Here is a 16,380-nt window from a genome sequence, read left to right as displayed (position 1 = left end):
TTACAAAACTGAACGTTTAGTATATTATTTTCATTAATCGGCAAAACTGAACGTTCAGTTTATAAAATCACTTGTGTTGAGAAGTCATGATTACACTCAAAAAACAACTTAAAAAGGAGTTCATTCTTATGGCTAATGGAAACAAACAAGCAGGTCAGAGGATTTCACCCAGTTTAACCCTTCTTCTCGCAACAGCATGCGGTATCATTGTTGCTAATCTTTACTATGCACAACCCTTGGTCGGATTAATTAGTAAGGCAATTGGACTTTCTCCAGGCAGTGCTGGATTGATCGTCACACTCACCCAAATCGGATACGTTGCCGGCTTACTATTTCTTGTCCCTTTAGGAGATATTATCGAAAACAAAAAACTTATTGTTGTATCGCTCCTTCTAAGCGCAGCGGCTTTGACACTAACAGCATTTGTGAAGCATGGAACACTGTTTTTAGCAGCTGCGTTTTTCGTCGGATTGGGATCAATCGCAGCCCAAGTGCTTGTTCCATTTGCATCATACCTTGCATCAGACGCTGCACGCGGCCGGGTTGTTGGCAATGTCATGAGCGGCTTATTACTCGGTATTATGCTTTCCCGTCCGATATCTAGTCTAGTCGCTGATATCTGGGGTTGGAATGCAATATTCGCTTTGTCCGCCGTGGTAAGTGTTGTCCTGGCCATCGTATTATCAAAAGTGCTTCCTGCCAGAAAACCATCAGCAAATACAAACTATACTGCCTTACTCGGTTCAATGTGGAAGCTGCTGCGCACGACTCCAGTCTTACGCCGCCGTGCCATCTATCATGCGTTTGTATTTGGAGCTTTCAGCTTGTTCTGGACTACCGTTCCTTTATTATTGTCGGGTCCTGATTTTCATTTTTCTCAGAAGGCAATAGCACTCTACGCATTGGTGGGCATTGCGGGTGCAGTCGCTGCACCAATAGGCGGCCGGCTGGCTGATCGAGGCTTAACCAGGCTTGCCACTGGAATCGCTCTCGTTGTTGTCGTTGTCTCTTTATTAATGCCGCTCATGATTCAGAGCAGCTCCCCCGTCGGTATAACAGTTCTAGTGGCCGCAGCTATTCTGTTAGATATGGGTGTATCTGCAAACCTTGTGCTCAGTCAACGTGCTATTTTTTCGTTGGCGCCTGAAATTCGCAGTCGATTAAACGGATTATTCATGGCGATCTTCTTTCTAGGCGGTGCGATAGGGTCATCAATTGGAGGATGGGCATATGCCTCAGGCGGATGGAGTACAGCATTATGGATTGGAATCGCTTTTCCGGTCATCGCTTTGCTTTATTTCGCCACAGAGAAATAATCTTTCACCAAAAATAAGCAGTCAGGACCAAGCAAATAGCTTATTTTTGGTGGCTTCTTCTTTTTTCGCTATATGTTAAAATCCCTCTGCTGAACAAGAAAAAATCCTGCTTGGTGAGTACAGGATTTTCCAAAATCAATCTTTATGTTAAATCGACACCCTCCAGCTGTTTCAAATATCTTTGCAGGCGAACCTTCGGGTTTAATTCTATATTTGTAATATGCTTTACATACCGATTCGCACTTTCGGCAATTTCTTGGTCACTGATTGTATTGGCGCGATATTCGGCAAAGGAAGGCAGATAGGTCATGCCTACTAAATGGGCAGATGCTTGGAACGGTTTTGTCAGCTCGCTTATCGAAAACAAGTTATATCCGCCGGCTTGATAAGAGTGTTCAGGTGAACCGATGGACATGGCAGTTACCCACTCTTTCCCCTTCAATTTATTTCCGCCGGGACCATGAGCCCAGCCAAACGTAAACACTTCATCAAACCACTGTTTTAAAAGCGGTGGGCTGCTGTACCAGTATAATGGAAACTGAAAAACGATACGGTCATGGGCCAGGAGCTGCTGTTGTTCAAATTCCACATCAATTGGTTGATCGCGATATTTTTCATAAAGATCATGGACAGTTACATTTGGTTCACTTAAAACGGCTTCTTTCCACTTTTTATTGATACGAGAGGATTCTATATTCGGATGTACAACGAGTACGAGTGTTTTCATATGATCCATTCCTTTCATTCCTTAGATGTGACATCATTATATGATGTATATTAATATATAAAAAGTACGCACATTGAATGTATATAGTATCAAAAAGTATACTATTAGGAGTGAACAGCTTGAGAAATCGTAAACTCGGCATTGATTATTCTTCTGATGACTTTGAAGGATGTCCGGTGGAGACAACATTAGATATCATCGGAGGTAAGTGGAAAGGCATTCTTCTTTATCATCTCATTGACGGTAAAAAAAGGTTTAATGAGTTTCGAAAACTATACCCCAAAATTACCCAGCGTATGCTCACGCTGCAATTAAGAGAATTGGAACGGGATGGCGTGATTCACCGCGAGGTTTATAAACAGGTCCCTCCAAAAGTCGAATACTCTTTAACTGAGTTTGGAAGAACATTAGAACCTGTTATCCTGCACATGAAGGACTGGGGAGAAAAATATAAAGACAGGATTGATAAGCTCGAAGCAGCACGTAAAGCTGAAGATAAAATCTAATAACCAGAAAAAATACCAAGGGTTTTGATTCCCTTGGTATTTTTATGATTCAGACCTTCACTGGTGACACCCACAAGCCCTCAAAAAAGTGTTTTTGATTAAATTACCCGCGGCATGTCAGTTACGGTTAAAAAGGTCATTCTATTTTTTAGTGATGATTAAGATTTCTAAAATTGCTGCCCTTCACTTCAGCTACGTCATATACGGTGACAAAGGCGGATTTATCAATATCATTAATAATTTCCTTTAGTTTGGTTTCTTCTAAACGGTTGATGACACATGTGATTTCTTTAAATTTCTCGTGGGAAAAACCCCCGTAAGCTTCTTTATATGTGGCGCTTCGGCCTAATTGATCACGTATTGTCTCTACCATTAATTCAGGTTGGGTTGTAATAATTTGAAAGGTTTTAGAGCCGCTTAAGCCTTCCTCCACAACATGAATCACTTTGGATGCAATGTAGTAAGCAATGACTGAAAGCAATGCCCCTTGTAAGCCAAATACTGTGGAAACAAAAATAAACACAAATAGGTTTAAGAATAGAATGAGATCGCTCGTTCCGAATGGCAGTTTTCGGGATAGCAGCACAGCAAGCATGTCAATTCCATCTAATGCGCCGCCATTACGCAGCGCCAGCCCCATTCCGAATCCAAGGATAATCCCGCCGACAACGGTAATTAACAGGGTATCTCCTTCTATGATAGCGGGTGTGTGGTGGAAAAAGCTTGTCCCCGCGGCAAGCGATACGATTCCGATAATTGATAATAATGCAAAGCTTTTCCCTATTTGCTTATATCCTAACCAGACAAATGGAATGTTGATCACTGCAATCAAAATCCCCAGCGGCAAGTTGAATAGCTGTGAACCAACGATGCTAAGACCCGTCACCCCTCCATCAGATACACTGTTTGGAATGAGCACTGTTTCTAGTCCATACGCCGCTATGATTCCTCCAATGATAACCATGATGATTTGGAAAATCATTTTCGCTTTAAATTTCTTATGTTTTTTGGGTGTATTCATACCATTCCTCATTTCTCAAATATTTCGTTATATTTAAATATACCATAATAGATATTTTCAGCTAAAAACATGCGTTTTTTTAAATAAAGTAATTAACAGTAAGGTAACCCTCTTTGACTTAGAACATTCATGTACCGTGCCGCCTGTTGAGCAAGCGTTCCTTTCAGTTCAGATCGCGAATCGCCCTCAAACTTCAACACCGAAAATCCTGAATTATTCTGATATGATACCTTAAAAAGGAGGTTCGATTACATGGATAGCCTGTGCCGCAGTAAACAAGCCCCATTTGAATACACCTTGTCTCTTATAGGGGGCAAATGGAAAATGAGAATACTCTATGAGTTAGGGTGTGAAAAAATGATGAGATACGGCGAGCTGAAAAGGGCTATGCCCTTCATCACCCATAAAATGTTAAGCGCACAGCTTAAGGAATTGCAAACTGACGGCCTTATTCATCGGTCTGAGGTTTCTCAAACCCCACTGAAAGTAGAGTATTCGTTATCTGACAGAGGGCGATCTTTGTATCCCCTCATAGGTGAGATGTGTAAGTGGGGAATGGCACAAGGAGTGCCTCATATGTAAAGCTACTTACAAAAAAGTGCGTACTTGTTTCCCAATGAGAGGAATTTTATACTGAATGAAAATATTTCTTAGGAGGAAATAATGACAAAACAAGTCTATATCATTCATGGCTACAGAGCCTCCTCAACAAATCATTGGTTCCCTTGGTTGAAAAAACGTCTGCTCGCAGATGGGGTCCAAGCAGACATTTTAAACATGCCTAATCCGCTCCAGCCAAGACTTGAGGATTGGCTGGAGACACTCTCTTTATATCAGCACACTTTACACGAAAATACGTATTTGGTTGCGCACAGCTTAGGGTGCCCTGCCATTTTGAGATTTTTGGAACATATTCAATTACGAAAACAGCTTGGCGGAATCATACTTGTTTCCGGCTTTGCCAAATCGTTGCCCACTTTACAGATGTTAGATGAATTTACACAGGGATCGTTTGATCATCAAAAAATCATCGAGTCCGCGAAGCACCGTGCTGTCATTGCTTCTAAGGACGACCAAATTGTGCCTTTTTCATTCAGCAAGGATCTGGCACAACAAATTGACGCTGCGTTATATGAAATTCAGCACGGAGGTCATTTTCTAGAAGATGATGGATTTACTTCTTTGCCTATTGTTTATGATGTTTTAACCTCTTATTTTTCAAAGGAAACTCGCTAACATCTTTCACCCATCTGCTTCAATCGAGCCCGCGAAAAGCGGGCTTTCTGAGTTATCGTTTGATCAATACAGATAACTCACCTTCAAACACTTTTACTTCTTTTTGATTATAAGTAGATAGCAATACTGTGAGTATTCCCAATTCATTTCTCTTTGGCTGCTTATCAAGAACCTCAACAATTGTAAACAATTCATCATCCGGATATACAGGTTTTATGAATGTCATATGATTCATCTCTGTTCCGGCTATAATATCGTCTCCATAGAAACCTTCTTCAATCCAAAGTTTAAAAGATATGGCCAGTGTTTGTATGCCGGAAGCGATAATTCCATTAAATCTGCCTTTACTCGCTTTTTCTTCATCTACATGCATATACTGAGGGTCAAATTCACCCGCAAACCGCATAATATCATCTTTTGATACTTTTAATGATTTCGTTTTGAAGACCTGGCCAATTGTAAACTCATCTAACTTCATTCTTACACCTCTATTTTTCAATTGTCTATTTTGTTTATTTTAGCACTGTGATGAGCAAATAAAAAATTCTGTTTTTCGCTAAACAGACATATCGTGGGCTGGACTGCTGGCACTCATCATATACTTAAAAAATATTGAACAGCTCTCAACACTTAGTTCCGTCACTTGGCCGTTTTGCTAAACTGAAAGCTCCCTCATATCTTCCAGGCAGCCTTCAGTTTTTTTATGCCTTCTCTTATGTCGGATTCAGAAACCCCTGCAAACCCGAGCGAGACCGTTTTTGCAGGAGGATGATGTTGATAAGAAAGAGAAACAGGATAAATTTTTACTCCATGTTTTTTCGCCTTCTCAATTAACTCTTTTTCACCAAATGGCAAATAAACGTCAAGTAAGATACGAAGCCCAGAGTTTTCTCCGCGGATTCTGACATGCTCTCCTAATTCCCTTTGCACTGCCTCTAATACAATGGCTCTTTTTTTGCGGTAAAGCTTTCTCATTCTGTTGATGTGTTTTTGCCACTCTCCATTTTTTATAAATTCAGCTAGGGTTAGCTGACTGTGGCAGGACACTGTCTGCTTATATAAGGACGTGATTTCATGCCCCTTTTTTAAAAGAGGCGAAGGAAGAATCATATAGCTGATACGCAGCGAGGGCAAAAGAGACTTAGAAAAAGTGCCCATATAAATGACACGGTTATGCTGATCAAGCCCTTGCAGAGAAGGAACCGGCTGTCCTGTGTACCTAAATTCCCCGTCATAATCATCCTCTATGATAAAGGATTGATTTTCGGCCGCCCATTTGAGCAGCTGAATTCTTCTGTTGATCGTCATGATTGTTCCCAGCGTAAATTGATGGGAAGGTGTGACATATACAAGGTTTGGCTGCTGTTCTTTGATCTTCTGTATACAGATTCCTTCAGCATCGACTGGTATAGGAACAATATTCATGCGGTTGGCTTCAAAAATCTTGCGTGCTCTTGGATAACCAGGATCCTCATACCCTATAGAAATATTCGGCTCAAAAACTTGGCACAAGATTTGCAGCAGAATAGGGTTCCCGGCACCTATAATCACTTGTTCAGGGCCGCAATGAACACCCCGAGATTGATACAGGTACTCTGCAATGAGTGTTCTCAGCTCAAACTCTCCTAAAACATGTCCCGGCCGATAAAGCTCGTGTCCATATTGGTCTAAGCTATTGACCATGCTTTTTCGCCATGCGGAAAAAGGGAAGTAAGAAGAATCTACATTTCCATAATGAAAATCAATCCATTGTTTATTTGCTTCTGCTTCTTGTTGAATGGGTGTTGTGCTCGGCATTCTATCATAAGCAAAATCAGAATCATGATAATCAGCAAACCACCCGCTTCTTGGCTTGCTCACAATATAACCTTCAGCAGCGAGCTGTTCATAGGCACGTTCTACAGTCGTTTGGCTGATGGAAAGCTGATTCGCCAAAAGTCTTTTTGAAGGAAGCTTCATTCCTTTTTGAATACGGCCCCGATGCATATTTTCTTTAAAATACCGATAAAGCTGCTGATAAAGCGGAATATCCAGAGTTCTATTCAAAAAAGGCGTGATATCCATTTGCACGTTGTTCTCCTAACTGGTATGCATTTTTTTATGAAAACTGGCTGTTTATAAAAGGCCAATTCCAGTTTATAGTCATTGTAATCCTAAGCTATTGGTTTTGTTAAGAAAATACAGACAATGAACAAGAAAGATATGTGGAGTGATTGTAATGAACAAACGAACAAATGGCTGGATAAATGGTTTTATAGGCGTACTCATTTTCAGCGGCTCGCTGCCTGCGACCCGTTTGGCTGTGTCGGACTTCGATCCGCTGTTCCTCACCGTATGCCGCGCTGCGATAGCTGGTGTACTGGCGGGAAGTCTCCTTCTCATCTTCCGGCAGCAGCATCCTGCCAAAAGAGACCTCATTTCATTATTAGTGGTAGCGTTTGGCGTAGTGATTGGTTTCCCGTTGCTGACAGCTTTAGCGCTTCAGCATGTTACATCCGCACACGCCATTGTCTTCATTGGACTTCTTCCGCTTGCAACGGCGGTCTTCGGCGTACTGCGCGGGGGTGAACGCCCTCGCCCCGTCTTCTGGATTTTCTCAACCGTTGGCAGCTTGTTAGTAGCAGGTTTCGCCCTCATTCAGGGGGGAGGTTCATCCCCCGCTTGGCGACGCGTACATGCTGGCTTCTATTGTCGTATGCGGTCTTGGTTATGCAGAAGGGGCCAAACTTTCACGGCGTCTGGGGAATTGGCAGGTGATCTCATGGGCACTCGTTCTGTCGCTTCCTCTTATGCTGCCATTGTCGTTCTTTTTTACGCCGGACTCATGGTCGGCGATCGACGTTCCCGCGCTGCTCAGTCTTGCATATGTATCCTTATTCAGCATGCTGATTGGCTTCGTGTTCTGGTATCGAGGTCTTGCCCAAGGGGGAATTGCGGCGGTTGGGCAGCTCCAGCTTCTCCAGCCTTTTTTTGGACTGCTGCTTGCCTCAGTGATTCTGCACGAGAAAGTGGGCTGGGCACTCGTAGCAGTAAATATCGCCGTTATCATGTGCGTTGCAGCAGCTCGGCGATTTGCAAAGTAAGGCAGACCTTTAAGCATAAACTTCAAAAATGCATGAAGGTATAAAAATACCAAGGGTTGCTGGCCCTTGGTATTTTGTATGCGATCGAAGTGCCTAGACAAATAAGTCAACACCCATTTCCTGCCTCCATTATAAAATCCTCTCTAATAAATCCCCCACTTTTTCTGCCATGACACGAGGCGGATAAGGCATTTCGTTTTTTAACCACCATTCCACTACCCCTACGTAAGCATTTGCTATAAATTCAACAATGACATCTTCACTTTGGCCGTAATTCTTGCCTTTCGTTACATCTACATCTTTCCTGAACTCTTCGATATTAAACTTAAGGAACTGACTGCGAAAATATCGAGCGCCTTCACTGGCTAACATCGTCGAAAAGAATAAATAATTACTCTCAAGGTATTCCATGCAGTGTACAGTCGATTCAATCCAGTCCATTTCAGCTGCCGACTCACAAAAATCCCCCATATTGTTTATATGCTCTTCCATAATTTTTTCTAATAGATCAAATTTATCTAAGTAATGAAGATAGATTGTTCCCCGGTTTACATTTGCCCTTTCAGAAATTTCCTTAATCGTAATATGATCAAAACTTTTTTCAGTCATCAGCTCAATCAGAGCTATTTTAATAGCCTCTTGGCTTTTGGTTATTCTTCTATCCACTTTGGACATAGCTTTTCACCAAACTTTCTTAAGATAATCAACAATTTAGAGTGGAATGTTGAATAATCAACAAATCGCCTGAATGTAACCATTGTACACACCATGTTTTTATTTACAATAATAAACAAAAGCTGATAGTGAATCATGCTTTTTTCCCGAATGAAGTCATTGTCCATTTTAGTTAGTTGAGAATTATTTTGTAAACACAAAGAAAGGGTGTTATTTCAAAATGCAGAGAAAATGATGAAATTAGATCACTTATCCTAAAGGTACTCTAAATTCAAATTTGATCTGCAGCCCAACTATAAATCCGTCAAGAGGCTGAATGTAATGAGGTGAAGAATGATTAAAAGACAATTTACGATCATTAAGGAAACAGGGTTTGCGCGACCAGCTACCCTGTTAGTCAGTATAGCTCATCGGTTTACATCAGATATTTTTCTTGAATACCAAGGGAAAACTGTTAACCTCAAACAAGCGCCAAAAGCCATCATGGACATTATGGATTTAGGAATTAAACCAGGAACCGAAATACATATATACGCTCATGGAGCCGACGAAGCGAAGGCAATTCAAAAAATGAAAGAGCATTTACTAAAAAACGATTATATACAGTAATCAAAATCTATCGTAGTAGCGAGATTGTTATCGTTGATTTATTTATTTTGCGACGAAACAGCTTTTCAGATCATGCGTTCATTTTTCTTCTGGTGATCATTCAACCTAAAATACAAAAATTAAAAAGGATCTACAAACGAAAATGGAGGGTTTATATATGTGCAGCAGAACATAATACCAAGGGCAGTTATACCCTTGGTATTATTGGATACCGAAAGAACTTAAATCTCTACAGGTGCTTATAAGCTATAAATGGTTAGTCTCGTGGCATTTCTATGTGCTCCGTTTATGCTTAAGGGTGTTCCACATTTTAATGGATACAATAGAAACCAAAACAAATGATGCGACAACCAATACAGTTCCCATTAATGACTCACTAAAATTGATCACAATGAAACTCGAAAATATCAATAAAGGGATATTCGTAACGATAACCGTTAAAATGTAAGTGGTATACTTGATTCCTACAGCTGCCGATAAAAAACAAACGACATCTGTTGGAGCTATTGGACAAATCATCCCCAGCGCCAAAAACTTATAATTATAAGTCTCCAATAATTTTTTCAACTCTGGATATTTACGTTCTAAATCCTTCATCATGTTCCCGCTTGAAAACACAGAAAAAGGGGCAAAACTTCTTAAGAATTCTTAAGTTTTCGCGATGCTATTCAAGATCGTTTCCTCTTCTTAAACAGTTTTCAACATCATCCTATCTATTCCATGGTAATATTTAGATACATAAACTTATATATGAAGCTGACCTGAGTTAATGGAGAGGAATGAAAAAATGAAGAAACACAGAAAGATATATTATTGCAATACTGCCCTGCTGCTCATGACTTTGCTTGCTGGATGTACGGGCAGTAAGGATGAAGAAGCACAACAACCTTCAAATCAAGCGTCTGCTGTGCAAACTGATGAAAAACACGCTGAGCCTGAAGACAGCACCAAAATACGCAAGGATGAAGCGGAGCCAATAACAGAATCAGAAGAATCCGCAACAAAAGCTGCAAATGAGACCTCTTCAGCAGAAGAGAAAAGCAAAGAAGACAATGTATTGGCAGCATACTCTTCGGAAAAAATTGAATATGCCAGAGTTTGGCTTCAACTTGGATCTAATCAAGAGATAGATGAATTAAATGTTCGACATATTTCGGCTGGCGAGCCAATTAATCCTAATGATGATACAAGTGCCAGCTATCCAGAAGATGTAACCCAGTTAGCAGGTTCTCGTTTAGTGGATGGATCAGTCACTTATCATGGCAATGGGGATGGCACGATTCATGTATATAATGTGCCTTTACGCTGGGATTCCGCTGATGATGTAGAAAAAGGCGTCATGCGGGAAGTGACTGAGAGTATCATAAAAAACAGAAAAACAGTGTACGTTGATACAGGCGACGATGAAAAAATCAAGCGGCTCATTGATATCATGATGATTCATTAATCAGTATTCGTTTGTCTGTACCTGACTAAATACAATGGTTAATAAGGAAATAAGATATATTAATATAAAAACAAAGTTTGAAGTGCAGTAACTTGCTGAAAAATCTTCCGGTTCTATTAGTTCTCCTAGGCATTCTAAATGTGATGAGCCGTACCATTGAGCTATTTCTAGGTGTTGCATTAATATTTTATAACGCTGTCTAGTGGCATACAATGTTAATCAAAAGAAGCATTTCAGCAGTAAGTGAATGTTGTCCTAAGAAAAAACAAGCATCTTACTATGCTTGTTTTTCTTCTATAGAAATGATCTTATTACGCTATGATGCTATTCCTTTAGCCTGAACCTTGGCGTGCCTAATCCTTTAATCCCTTTCCATCGAGAATTTTTTGCACATATTTTTCGACTCTCGATTCTCGGGTTTTGGATTGTTTGGCTTGAGAAAAATAAAGAGTGTATGCTCTTTGCCGTCCCGGGGTCAATGCTTCAAAAGCAGTTTTCAAGGCAGGGATTTCATCGAATTTATTTTGAAGTTCTTCAGGAATGTTCAATTCAATATTTTTGTTAACATCCACTTTCAAACCGGCTTTTTCAACTTCAATGGCTTCGTGAATATAGGCTTTCAAAATGTTTTCTAGCTCATTTATTTCCTGAACATTTGTAAACCGAATCTGGCGCGCCGCCTGTACATTCTCCGTTTGTTGAATGAGAATTCCATCGGTATCCTGTAATAAGGCGCCTTTGTGAAACAGAAGCGCACAATATTCTTTAAACCCATGTATTAAAACGACATTTTTATTATTGTATGTGTAACAAGGATGCATCCACTTAAAATCTTCAGTCAGCTCACAGTCAAGAATGATGGTTCTCAACTTCTCAAATTCTTCCTTCCACTTTTTCGCTTTACTTAAAAATTCATCAACCTTCGGATTCGTTCTGCTATTTGTCATGAAAGAATTCCCCTCTTTCCAAGCTTTTTACATTTACGTGAATTGATAATAATGAAGTCCAGTTTTATTTTTGACATCTCGTTATTTATTTTATTCTTCTATAGGTTCCTTCTCTTATTATTCAATAGATTAAGCTTAAAGTGGGGATGATGCAACAACAAAAAAAGAAGGCCCACAAAGCCTTCTCATCTTGTTTTATTATTTCACTGACAATCTGAAAAAATAACAATTCAATTATTATATATCTTTTTCATTCTTGCCAATGCATAAGGTTACGGCAACACTAGCTATACTGACTAAAGTTCCTGCAATAGAAACTAGAATTGTCAAAAAGCCATTGGGAATAAGAAATCCAATTGGAATGAGCCCCAGAAAAGTGAAAACGATAAAACATTGGTATACACCAGATATTATTCTTACAACCAAATTGCCAAAAAAGGACATGACTAATGGAGGGATAAATAAAAATACAACGATCCCAATTGAGATCATCAAGATAAGAGGTTCATCAAATGAGATGACATAATCTCCAGGCGACTCTTTAGCAGCCGCTAAAACAACAACGATAGACATCATTAGTGTAACAAAAACAAGAGAAAACCTTTTTAACAACGTGATGACTCCTTTACCTAAAGCGAGTAATCCTGCCTTTTTCAAATCCGATAACCATTTTATGTGATTCAATTAAAGAATATGCAGTGAGTGACACAGCTATAAGGAATCCTAGTCAAATCTTTATAATAGATTTAATTGAGCAACTATAGTTAGTTAGAATATTAGACGACGCAATAGACTTTATCTAACAATATAACAAATTAATGTAAATTAAACAATCCTATCCTTTAGCGGCCCCTAAACCATACCACCACTGGAATGAGTAATAAGGACAACATCCCTCCAGTAAATGATAATGCTAGGTAACTTGACCCTGCCACAATCATTCCAGATAATGCTCCGCCAGCAGCTCCTGACAACGCAATCAGAACATCCACTGTCCCCTGCGTTTTAGCTCGTGTGGCACTATCAGTTGAATCTACAATAAGGGCAGTCCCGCTTATCAAACCAAAATTCCACCCTAATCCGAGTAAAGAAAGAGCAATGACGAGAAAAACCATAGAATCTCCCGGAGCAAATGCTGCTATTACACCTGCCAAAAGCAACGTTGTTCCAGAGGAAATAGCCATTGCGGTACGTCCCAACCTATCTACAAGAACACCTGTAACCAGTGAAGGGAGATACATAGCACCTATATGAAAACCAATAACAAGCCCTACTGCCCCCAAGTCATGCCCATGATGTCTCATATGAACCGGTGTCATTGTCATAATAGCTACCATTACTATTTGGGTAAGAACCATAACTGTTGCCCCAACGATTATCCCTTTTTTGTTTTCTGTATGCTCAGTTGCCGCCAAATGTCCTTTATCACCAGGCTCTTCATTTGCCGCTTCTATTGTTCTTGCTATAACTAATGGATCTGGACGAAGCATAATGAAAAGGACCACACCTGCTAACATATATGCTGCTGCGGCTAAAATGAAAGGGCCAGCAAGTGATGGAACACCAATAGAAAGAGCGAAATCCCCCATCACATTCACTAAGCTTGGACCTGCCACTGCGCCAAATGTAGTAAAAACCATCGTAATACTAACAGCAGTCGCTCGCTGCTTATGATTTGCTAAGTCTGTACCAGCATAACGGGCCTGTAAATTAGTGGCTGTACCTGCACCGTAAATAAGCAACGAAATAAATAACAAGAAAATACTATTTATGATTGCTGCCATAATAACGCCTATTGCTCCAAGTCCGCCAATCATAAAGCCAGCCGAAAGACCTGTTCGACGGCCATAACGTTGAGAAAGTCTTCCAACAATTAATGCAGATCCTGCTGACCCTAAAGTAAATAACGCAGAAGGCAGACCAGCAAACGCATCAGTGCCAAGCATTTGCTGTGCAATAAGCGCACCGACAGTCACTCCTGCCGCCAGCCCCGCACCGCCAAAAATTTGTGAGATACTCACAACGAATAGTGTACGCTTGTATAACGATTTTTGTTTTTCTGGTGAACCGATGTAGCTTTGTAATGAAGCAGTTTGAACATCTATTGCTTTTACGCTGTCCTTGTCTAACATCATCTGACCTTCCTTTCTAAAAGCCAATTTTGTATAAACCTCCCTCTAGATGTGGATCATCATAACACGCACAAAAAAGCCATACAATGTCATAATTGTATGGCAAACAATATTAGGTAAGATCGTCTAGCAAACGTCTCAGGATCATTAATCCTTGTTCAAGCTCTTCAAGTGTTTTTGGTGCACAGACAGAAACCCTTACAGCTCTTTCAGGACAACTATTTCCCACTACAAAGCGTTCAGCCGCATACACTTGCACGCCATGTCGAGCAGCCAATTCTTCAAATTCGGCACCAGACATTTTACCCGGTAACAACAACCAACGAAAAATGCCTGTTTCAACACCTAAACATGTATATCCCGCAACATATCGGTTTACGAGTTGATTTCTGCGAATGGTTTGTTCACGATGACTCTCAATTAAGACTTCAAATTGATTTGATACAATCGTGCGAGCAGTAAGTTCAGCTAATAGCGGGGAAACGGTTATATTTAAATTATAAAGCGCCTTCGATATTGGCTCCTTATATTGTCTCGGCACTGCTACATAAGCCAAACGCAGGCCTGGCGCTAACGATTTTGATAAACTTGCAATATGAATAACCTGTTGCGGTGCGAATGAGGCGAGTGCCGGAAGCGGCTTTTTGCTAAGAAGATGGTACGATGCATCCTCAATAACAAACAGATTATATTTCTTTGCAATGTCTGCAACCATTCTTCGATTCTCAACAGACATAAAGGAAGTCGTCGGATTATGATAATCCGGGATTAAATACAAACCTTTAATATTTTCATTTTTACACGCATATTCAAGTGACTCCGGACTCATTTCATCGTTCTCTGATTTTATCGGTACGATTTGCACACTAAGCAATGATGCAACAGTTTTTAAACCAGGGTACGTATGATGGTCAACTCCGATGCGGTCTCCAGGCTTACAAAGACTCGCCAATGTCGCTGCAATCGCATTTTGCCCTCCATTTGCAAATAAAATGTGATCAACGGATGTTTCAAATCCGCCTCTTTGGATGAGCTTTACAGCTGCATCTTTTTGCCAAAGGCTTTCGCCTGCCCGGCCGTAGCTAAACCATTTTTCATAATCCTCCTCCTGAATCATGTTTTTCAGTTGGTGTAACAAGGGCTCATATGAAGCGTGATCTGGAAGTATTGCTCCCATTTCAATTAAATGTGTCGGCTTTGTATCCTCAAGTAAATACGCATTCGACAACGCATCATACGATACAAATGTGCCGCTCCCTACAGTCGCACTCAGCAGCCCCTTTAACTCACACACTTTAAATGCTTTGGAAATCGTACTCACATTTAAATCTAAATAATCAGCCAATTCTCGCTGCGGAGGAAGTTTTGTTCCAGGTAATAAAACTCCGTTTAAAATATCCTGTTCCAATTGCCCTGCAAGTGCTTTATAAATAGGCTTTTCAGCTTTATCAATCGATGGCTTCCAGCTCATCGGATAATTTTCAAAAGAATTGATAGGCATGATACGCATCCTTTTTCACTCAATTATATGAATGTGCCGTTTATAAGACAATTATAACTTTCTTTTATTGATGCCTTTTTATGAACAGCATGCTTCAATAAAACCTGTACAAATACAAGTGAATCACTTACTTTATTTCATATAAGTCATCCTGCAAAACTGTGCACAGAATGTCGGATAAATACATTTCACTCCTGTTATTCTTTGGTTAAAGGAGGCCAAATAAATGGATTTGCTTAAAAGTATGAATAGGGCGTTAAAGTATATTGAAGAAAACCTCACTAATGATATTGATTTTCAAGAGGCAGCAAAGCTTGCTTTCTGCTCTGAATATCATTTTAAAAGGATGTTTTCCTTCCTTGCAGGTATTTCATTATCGGAATATATTCGTCGCAGACGTCTTACTCTTGCAGCTTTTGAACTGAAAGACAGCAATGTAAAAGTGATTGATATTGCAATAAAGTACGGTTATAACTCACCAGATTCTTTTGCACGGGCATTCCAAAATTTACATGGCATAAACCCATCAAAAGCCAGACTTAATGGCCATTCCCTTAAAGCTTATCCACGAATGACCTTCCAGCTAACAATTAAAGGAGGAAATGAAATGAACTACCGTATTGAAGAAAAAGAGGCATTTCGCATCGTTGGCATTAAAAAAAGAGTTCCTATTATTTTCAAAGGAATTAATCCGGAAATTGCATCTATGTGGGAAAGTTTAGATGAAAAAGCAATAAATAAACTAAAAGAGCTTTCTAATGTAGCACCATCAGGCCTCATTAGTGCATCCACGAATTTTTCTGAAGGTCGGACAGAGGAAAAAGGAGAGCTCGATCACTATATTGGCGCAGCCACAACGAAACAGTGTCCAGATAATTTCTCACGGCTTGAAGTTCCTGCCTCAACATGGGCTGTATTCGAATCAATCGGGCCATTTCCGGATACACTGCAAGAAGTATGGGGACGCATTTATTCCGAATGGTTTCCATCGTCAAATTACGAACAAATAGAAGGTCCAGAAATATTGTGGAACGAGCATAAGGATGTAACATCACCATCTTTTAAAAGTGAAATTTGGATACCAATTACAAAAAAGAAAAATTGAAGGTTCTTGAAGAAAAAATACCAAGGGCGTCAAAACCCTTGGTCTTTTTGATATTGCCGAGAGGGCTCAAACTCC

General features: G+C 40.1%; 17 protein-coding genes and 1 pseudogene. 8 read left to right on the top strand and 10 right to left on the bottom strand.

What is annotated here, in order from left to right:
* Positions 1–128: 128 nt before the first annotated feature.
* Positions 129–1,316, top strand: a complete 1,188-nt coding sequence (locus tag MHI44_RS14480; protein WP_339202240.1) for an MFS transporter — start codon at positions 129–131, stop codon at positions 1,314–1,316.
* 142 nt (positions 1,317–1,458) lie between these two features.
* Here MHI44_RS14480 and MHI44_RS14475 read toward each other — a convergent pair whose 3' ends face one another.
* Positions 1,459–2,052 (bottom strand): NAD(P)H-dependent oxidoreductase, encoded by a 594-nt coding sequence (locus tag MHI44_RS14475; RefSeq protein WP_041850771.1) that lies wholly within the window; start codon positions 2,050–2,052, stop codon positions 1,459–1,461.
* A 110-nt stretch (positions 2,053–2,162) separates the two neighbouring features.
* Here MHI44_RS14475 and MHI44_RS14470 point away from each other — a divergent pair, with 110 nt between their 5' ends.
* Entirely contained in the window at positions 2,163–2,549 is a 387-nt protein-coding gene (locus tag MHI44_RS14470; protein ID WP_003242640.1) for a winged helix-turn-helix transcriptional regulator, read from the top strand.
* Positions 2,550–2,697: 148 nt separating this feature from the next.
* Here MHI44_RS14470 and MHI44_RS14465 read toward each other — a convergent pair whose 3' ends face one another.
* Positions 2,698–3,570 carry a YitT family protein gene (locus MHI44_RS14465; RefSeq protein WP_080528966.1) on the bottom strand — a complete coding sequence of 291 codons (873 nt, stop codon included), beginning with the start codon at positions 3,568–3,570 and terminating at the stop codon, positions 2,698–2,700.
* Between the two features lie 252 nt (positions 3,571–3,822).
* Between MHI44_RS14465 and MHI44_RS14460 the strand changes: the two genes are divergently transcribed.
* On the top strand, positions 3,823–4,152 hold the full coding sequence (locus tag MHI44_RS14460) for a winged helix-turn-helix transcriptional regulator (protein WP_015252733.1): 330 nt from the start codon (positions 3,823–3,825) through the stop codon (positions 4,150–4,152).
* An 81-nt stretch (positions 4,153–4,233) separates the two neighbouring features.
* A complete protein-coding gene (locus MHI44_RS14455; protein WP_015252734.1) occupies positions 4,234–4,806 on the top strand; it encodes an alpha/beta hydrolase in 573 nt (190 codons plus the stop codon).
* Positions 4,807–4,858: 52 nt separating this feature from the next.
* On the opposite strand, the gene MHI44_RS14450 is transcribed toward MHI44_RS14455, so the two are convergent.
* Together MHI44_RS14450 and MHI44_RS14445 are read right to left on the bottom strand one after the other, a co-directional pair.
* A complete protein-coding gene (locus tag MHI44_RS14450; RefSeq protein WP_003234221.1) occupies positions 4,859–5,284 on the bottom strand; it encodes a MaoC family dehydratase in 426 nt (141 codons plus the stop codon).
* Positions 5,285–5,478: 194 nt separating this feature from the next.
* A complete protein-coding gene (locus MHI44_RS14445) occupies positions 5,479–6,870 on the bottom strand; it encodes a PLP-dependent aminotransferase family protein (RefSeq protein WP_015252735.1) in 1,392 nt (463 codons plus the stop codon).
* Positions 6,871–7,024: 154 nt separating this feature from the next.
* Here MHI44_RS14445 and MHI44_RS14440 point away from each other — a divergent pair.
* Positions 7,025–7,889 (top strand): annotated as a pseudogene (locus MHI44_RS14440) (DMT family transporter).
* A 129-nt stretch (positions 7,890–8,018) separates the two neighbouring features.
* On the opposite strand, the gene MHI44_RS14435 reads toward MHI44_RS14440, so the two are convergent.
* The gene (locus MHI44_RS14435; RefSeq protein WP_015252737.1) at positions 8,019–8,564 is read right to left on the bottom strand and encodes a TetR/AcrR family transcriptional regulator; all 546 of its coding nucleotides are present in this window, start codon (positions 8,562–8,564) and stop codon (positions 8,019–8,021) included.
* A gap of 333 nt (positions 8,565–8,897) precedes the next feature.
* Here MHI44_RS14435 and MHI44_RS14430 point away from each other — a divergent pair, with 333 nt between their 5' ends.
* Positions 8,898–9,173, top strand: coding sequence for an HPr family phosphocarrier protein (locus tag MHI44_RS14430; protein WP_014478952.1), 276 nt, complete (start codon positions 8,898–8,900; stop codon positions 9,171–9,173).
* 273 nt (positions 9,174–9,446) lie between these two features.
* Here the strand turns inward: MHI44_RS14430 and MHI44_RS14425 are convergent, their stop codons facing one another.
* A complete protein-coding gene (locus tag MHI44_RS14425) occupies positions 9,447–9,773 on the bottom strand; it encodes a hypothetical protein (RefSeq protein WP_252118137.1) in 327 nt (108 codons plus the stop codon).
* Positions 9,774–9,960: 187 nt separating this feature from the next.
* Here MHI44_RS14425 and MHI44_RS14420 point away from each other — a divergent pair, with 187 nt between their 5' ends.
* The gene (locus tag MHI44_RS14420; RefSeq protein WP_106074094.1) at positions 9,961–10,620 is read left to right on the top strand and encodes a hypothetical protein; all 660 of its coding nucleotides are present in this window, start codon (positions 9,961–9,963) and stop codon (positions 10,618–10,620) included.
* A gap of 353 nt (positions 10,621–10,973) precedes the next feature.
* On the opposite strand, the gene MHI44_RS14415 is transcribed toward MHI44_RS14420, so the two are convergent.
* From MHI44_RS14415 to MHI44_RS14400, 4 genes are all read right to left on the bottom strand, one after another.
* Positions 10,974–11,567 carry a YdeI family protein gene (locus tag MHI44_RS14415; RefSeq protein ID WP_019712427.1) on the bottom strand — a complete coding sequence of 198 codons (594 nt, stop codon included), beginning with the start codon at positions 11,565–11,567 and terminating at the stop codon, positions 10,974–10,976.
* Between the two features lie 237 nt (positions 11,568–11,804).
* Positions 11,805–12,179 carry a hypothetical protein gene (locus tag MHI44_RS14410; protein ID WP_029317371.1) on the bottom strand — a complete coding sequence of 125 codons (375 nt, stop codon included), beginning with the start codon at positions 12,177–12,179 and terminating at the stop codon, positions 11,805–11,807.
* 230 nt (positions 12,180–12,409) lie between these two features.
* Positions 12,410–13,702 (bottom strand): MFS transporter, encoded by a 1,293-nt coding sequence (locus MHI44_RS14405; protein WP_029317372.1) that lies wholly within the window; start codon positions 13,700–13,702, stop codon positions 12,410–12,412.
* Positions 13,703–13,811: 109 nt separating this feature from the next.
* The gene (locus MHI44_RS14400; RefSeq protein ID WP_069322393.1) at positions 13,812–15,200 is read right to left on the bottom strand and encodes a PLP-dependent aminotransferase family protein; all 1,389 of its coding nucleotides are present in this window, start codon (positions 15,198–15,200) and stop codon (positions 13,812–13,814) included.
* A 226-nt stretch (positions 15,201–15,426) separates the two neighbouring features.
* Between MHI44_RS14400 and MHI44_RS14395 the strand changes: the two genes are divergently transcribed.
* Positions 15,427–16,305, top strand: a complete 879-nt coding sequence (locus MHI44_RS14395) for an AraC family transcriptional regulator (protein ID WP_069322392.1) — start codon at positions 15,427–15,429, stop codon at positions 16,303–16,305.
* Positions 16,306–16,380: the final 75 nt, after the last annotated feature.

Source organism: Bacillus sp. FSL K6-1366, assembly GCF_037976695.1.
Lineage (GTDB): Bacteria > Bacillota > Bacilli > Bacillales > Bacillaceae > Bacillus > Bacillus subtilis.
This window is presented reverse-complemented; position numbering and strand designations above follow the sequence as displayed.

Bases quoted from the DNA above. Each gene is read 5' to 3' on its own strand.
- MHI44_RS14480 (WP_339202240.1), top strand. From the start codon at position 129: ATGGCTAATGGAAACAAACAAGCAGGTCAGAGGATTTCACCCAGTTTA.
- MHI44_RS14475 (WP_041850771.1), bottom strand. From the start codon at position 2,052: ATGGATCATATGAAAACACTCGTACTCGTTGTACATCCGAATATAGAA.
- MHI44_RS14465 (WP_080528966.1), bottom strand. From the start codon at position 3,570: ATGAATACACCCAAAAAACATAAGAAATTTAAAGCGAAAATGATTTTC.
- MHI44_RS14460 (WP_015252733.1), top strand. From the start codon at position 3,823: ATGGATAGCCTGTGCCGCAGTAAACAAGCCCCATTTGAATACACCTTG.
- MHI44_RS14455 (WP_015252734.1), top strand. From the start codon at position 4,234: ATGACAAAACAAGTCTATATCATTCATGGCTACAGAGCCTCCTCAACA.
- MHI44_RS14450 (WP_003234221.1), bottom strand. From the start codon at position 5,284: ATGAAGTTAGATGAGTTTACAATTGGCCAGGTCTTCAAAACGAAATCA.
- MHI44_RS14445 (WP_015252735.1), bottom strand. From the start codon at position 6,870: ATGGATATCACGCCTTTTTTGAATAGAACTCTGGATATTCCGCTTTAT.
- MHI44_RS14435 (WP_015252737.1), bottom strand. From the start codon at position 8,564: ATGTCCAAAGTGGATAGAAGAATAACCAAAAGCCAAGAGGCTATTAAA.
- MHI44_RS14430 (WP_014478952.1), top strand. From the start codon at position 8,898: ATGATTAAAAGACAATTTACGATCATTAAGGAAACAGGGTTTGCGCGA.
- MHI44_RS14425 (WP_252118137.1), bottom strand. From the start codon at position 9,773: ATGATGAAGGATTTAGAACGTAAATATCCAGAGTTGAAAAAATTATTG.
- MHI44_RS14420 (WP_106074094.1), top strand. From the start codon at position 9,961: ATGAAGAAACACAGAAAGATATATTATTGCAATACTGCCCTGCTGCTC.
- MHI44_RS14415 (WP_019712427.1), bottom strand. From the start codon at position 11,567: ATGACAAATAGCAGAACGAATCCGAAGGTTGATGAATTTTTAAGTAAA.
- MHI44_RS14405 (WP_029317372.1), bottom strand. From the start codon at position 13,702: ATGATGTTAGACAAGGACAGCGTAAAAGCAATAGATGTTCAAACTGCT.
- MHI44_RS14400 (WP_069322393.1), bottom strand. From the start codon at position 15,200: ATGCCTATCAATTCTTTTGAAAATTATCCGATGAGCTGGAAGCCATCG.
- MHI44_RS14395 (WP_069322392.1), top strand. From the start codon at position 15,427: ATGGATTTGCTTAAAAGTATGAATAGGGCGTTAAAGTATATTGAAGAA.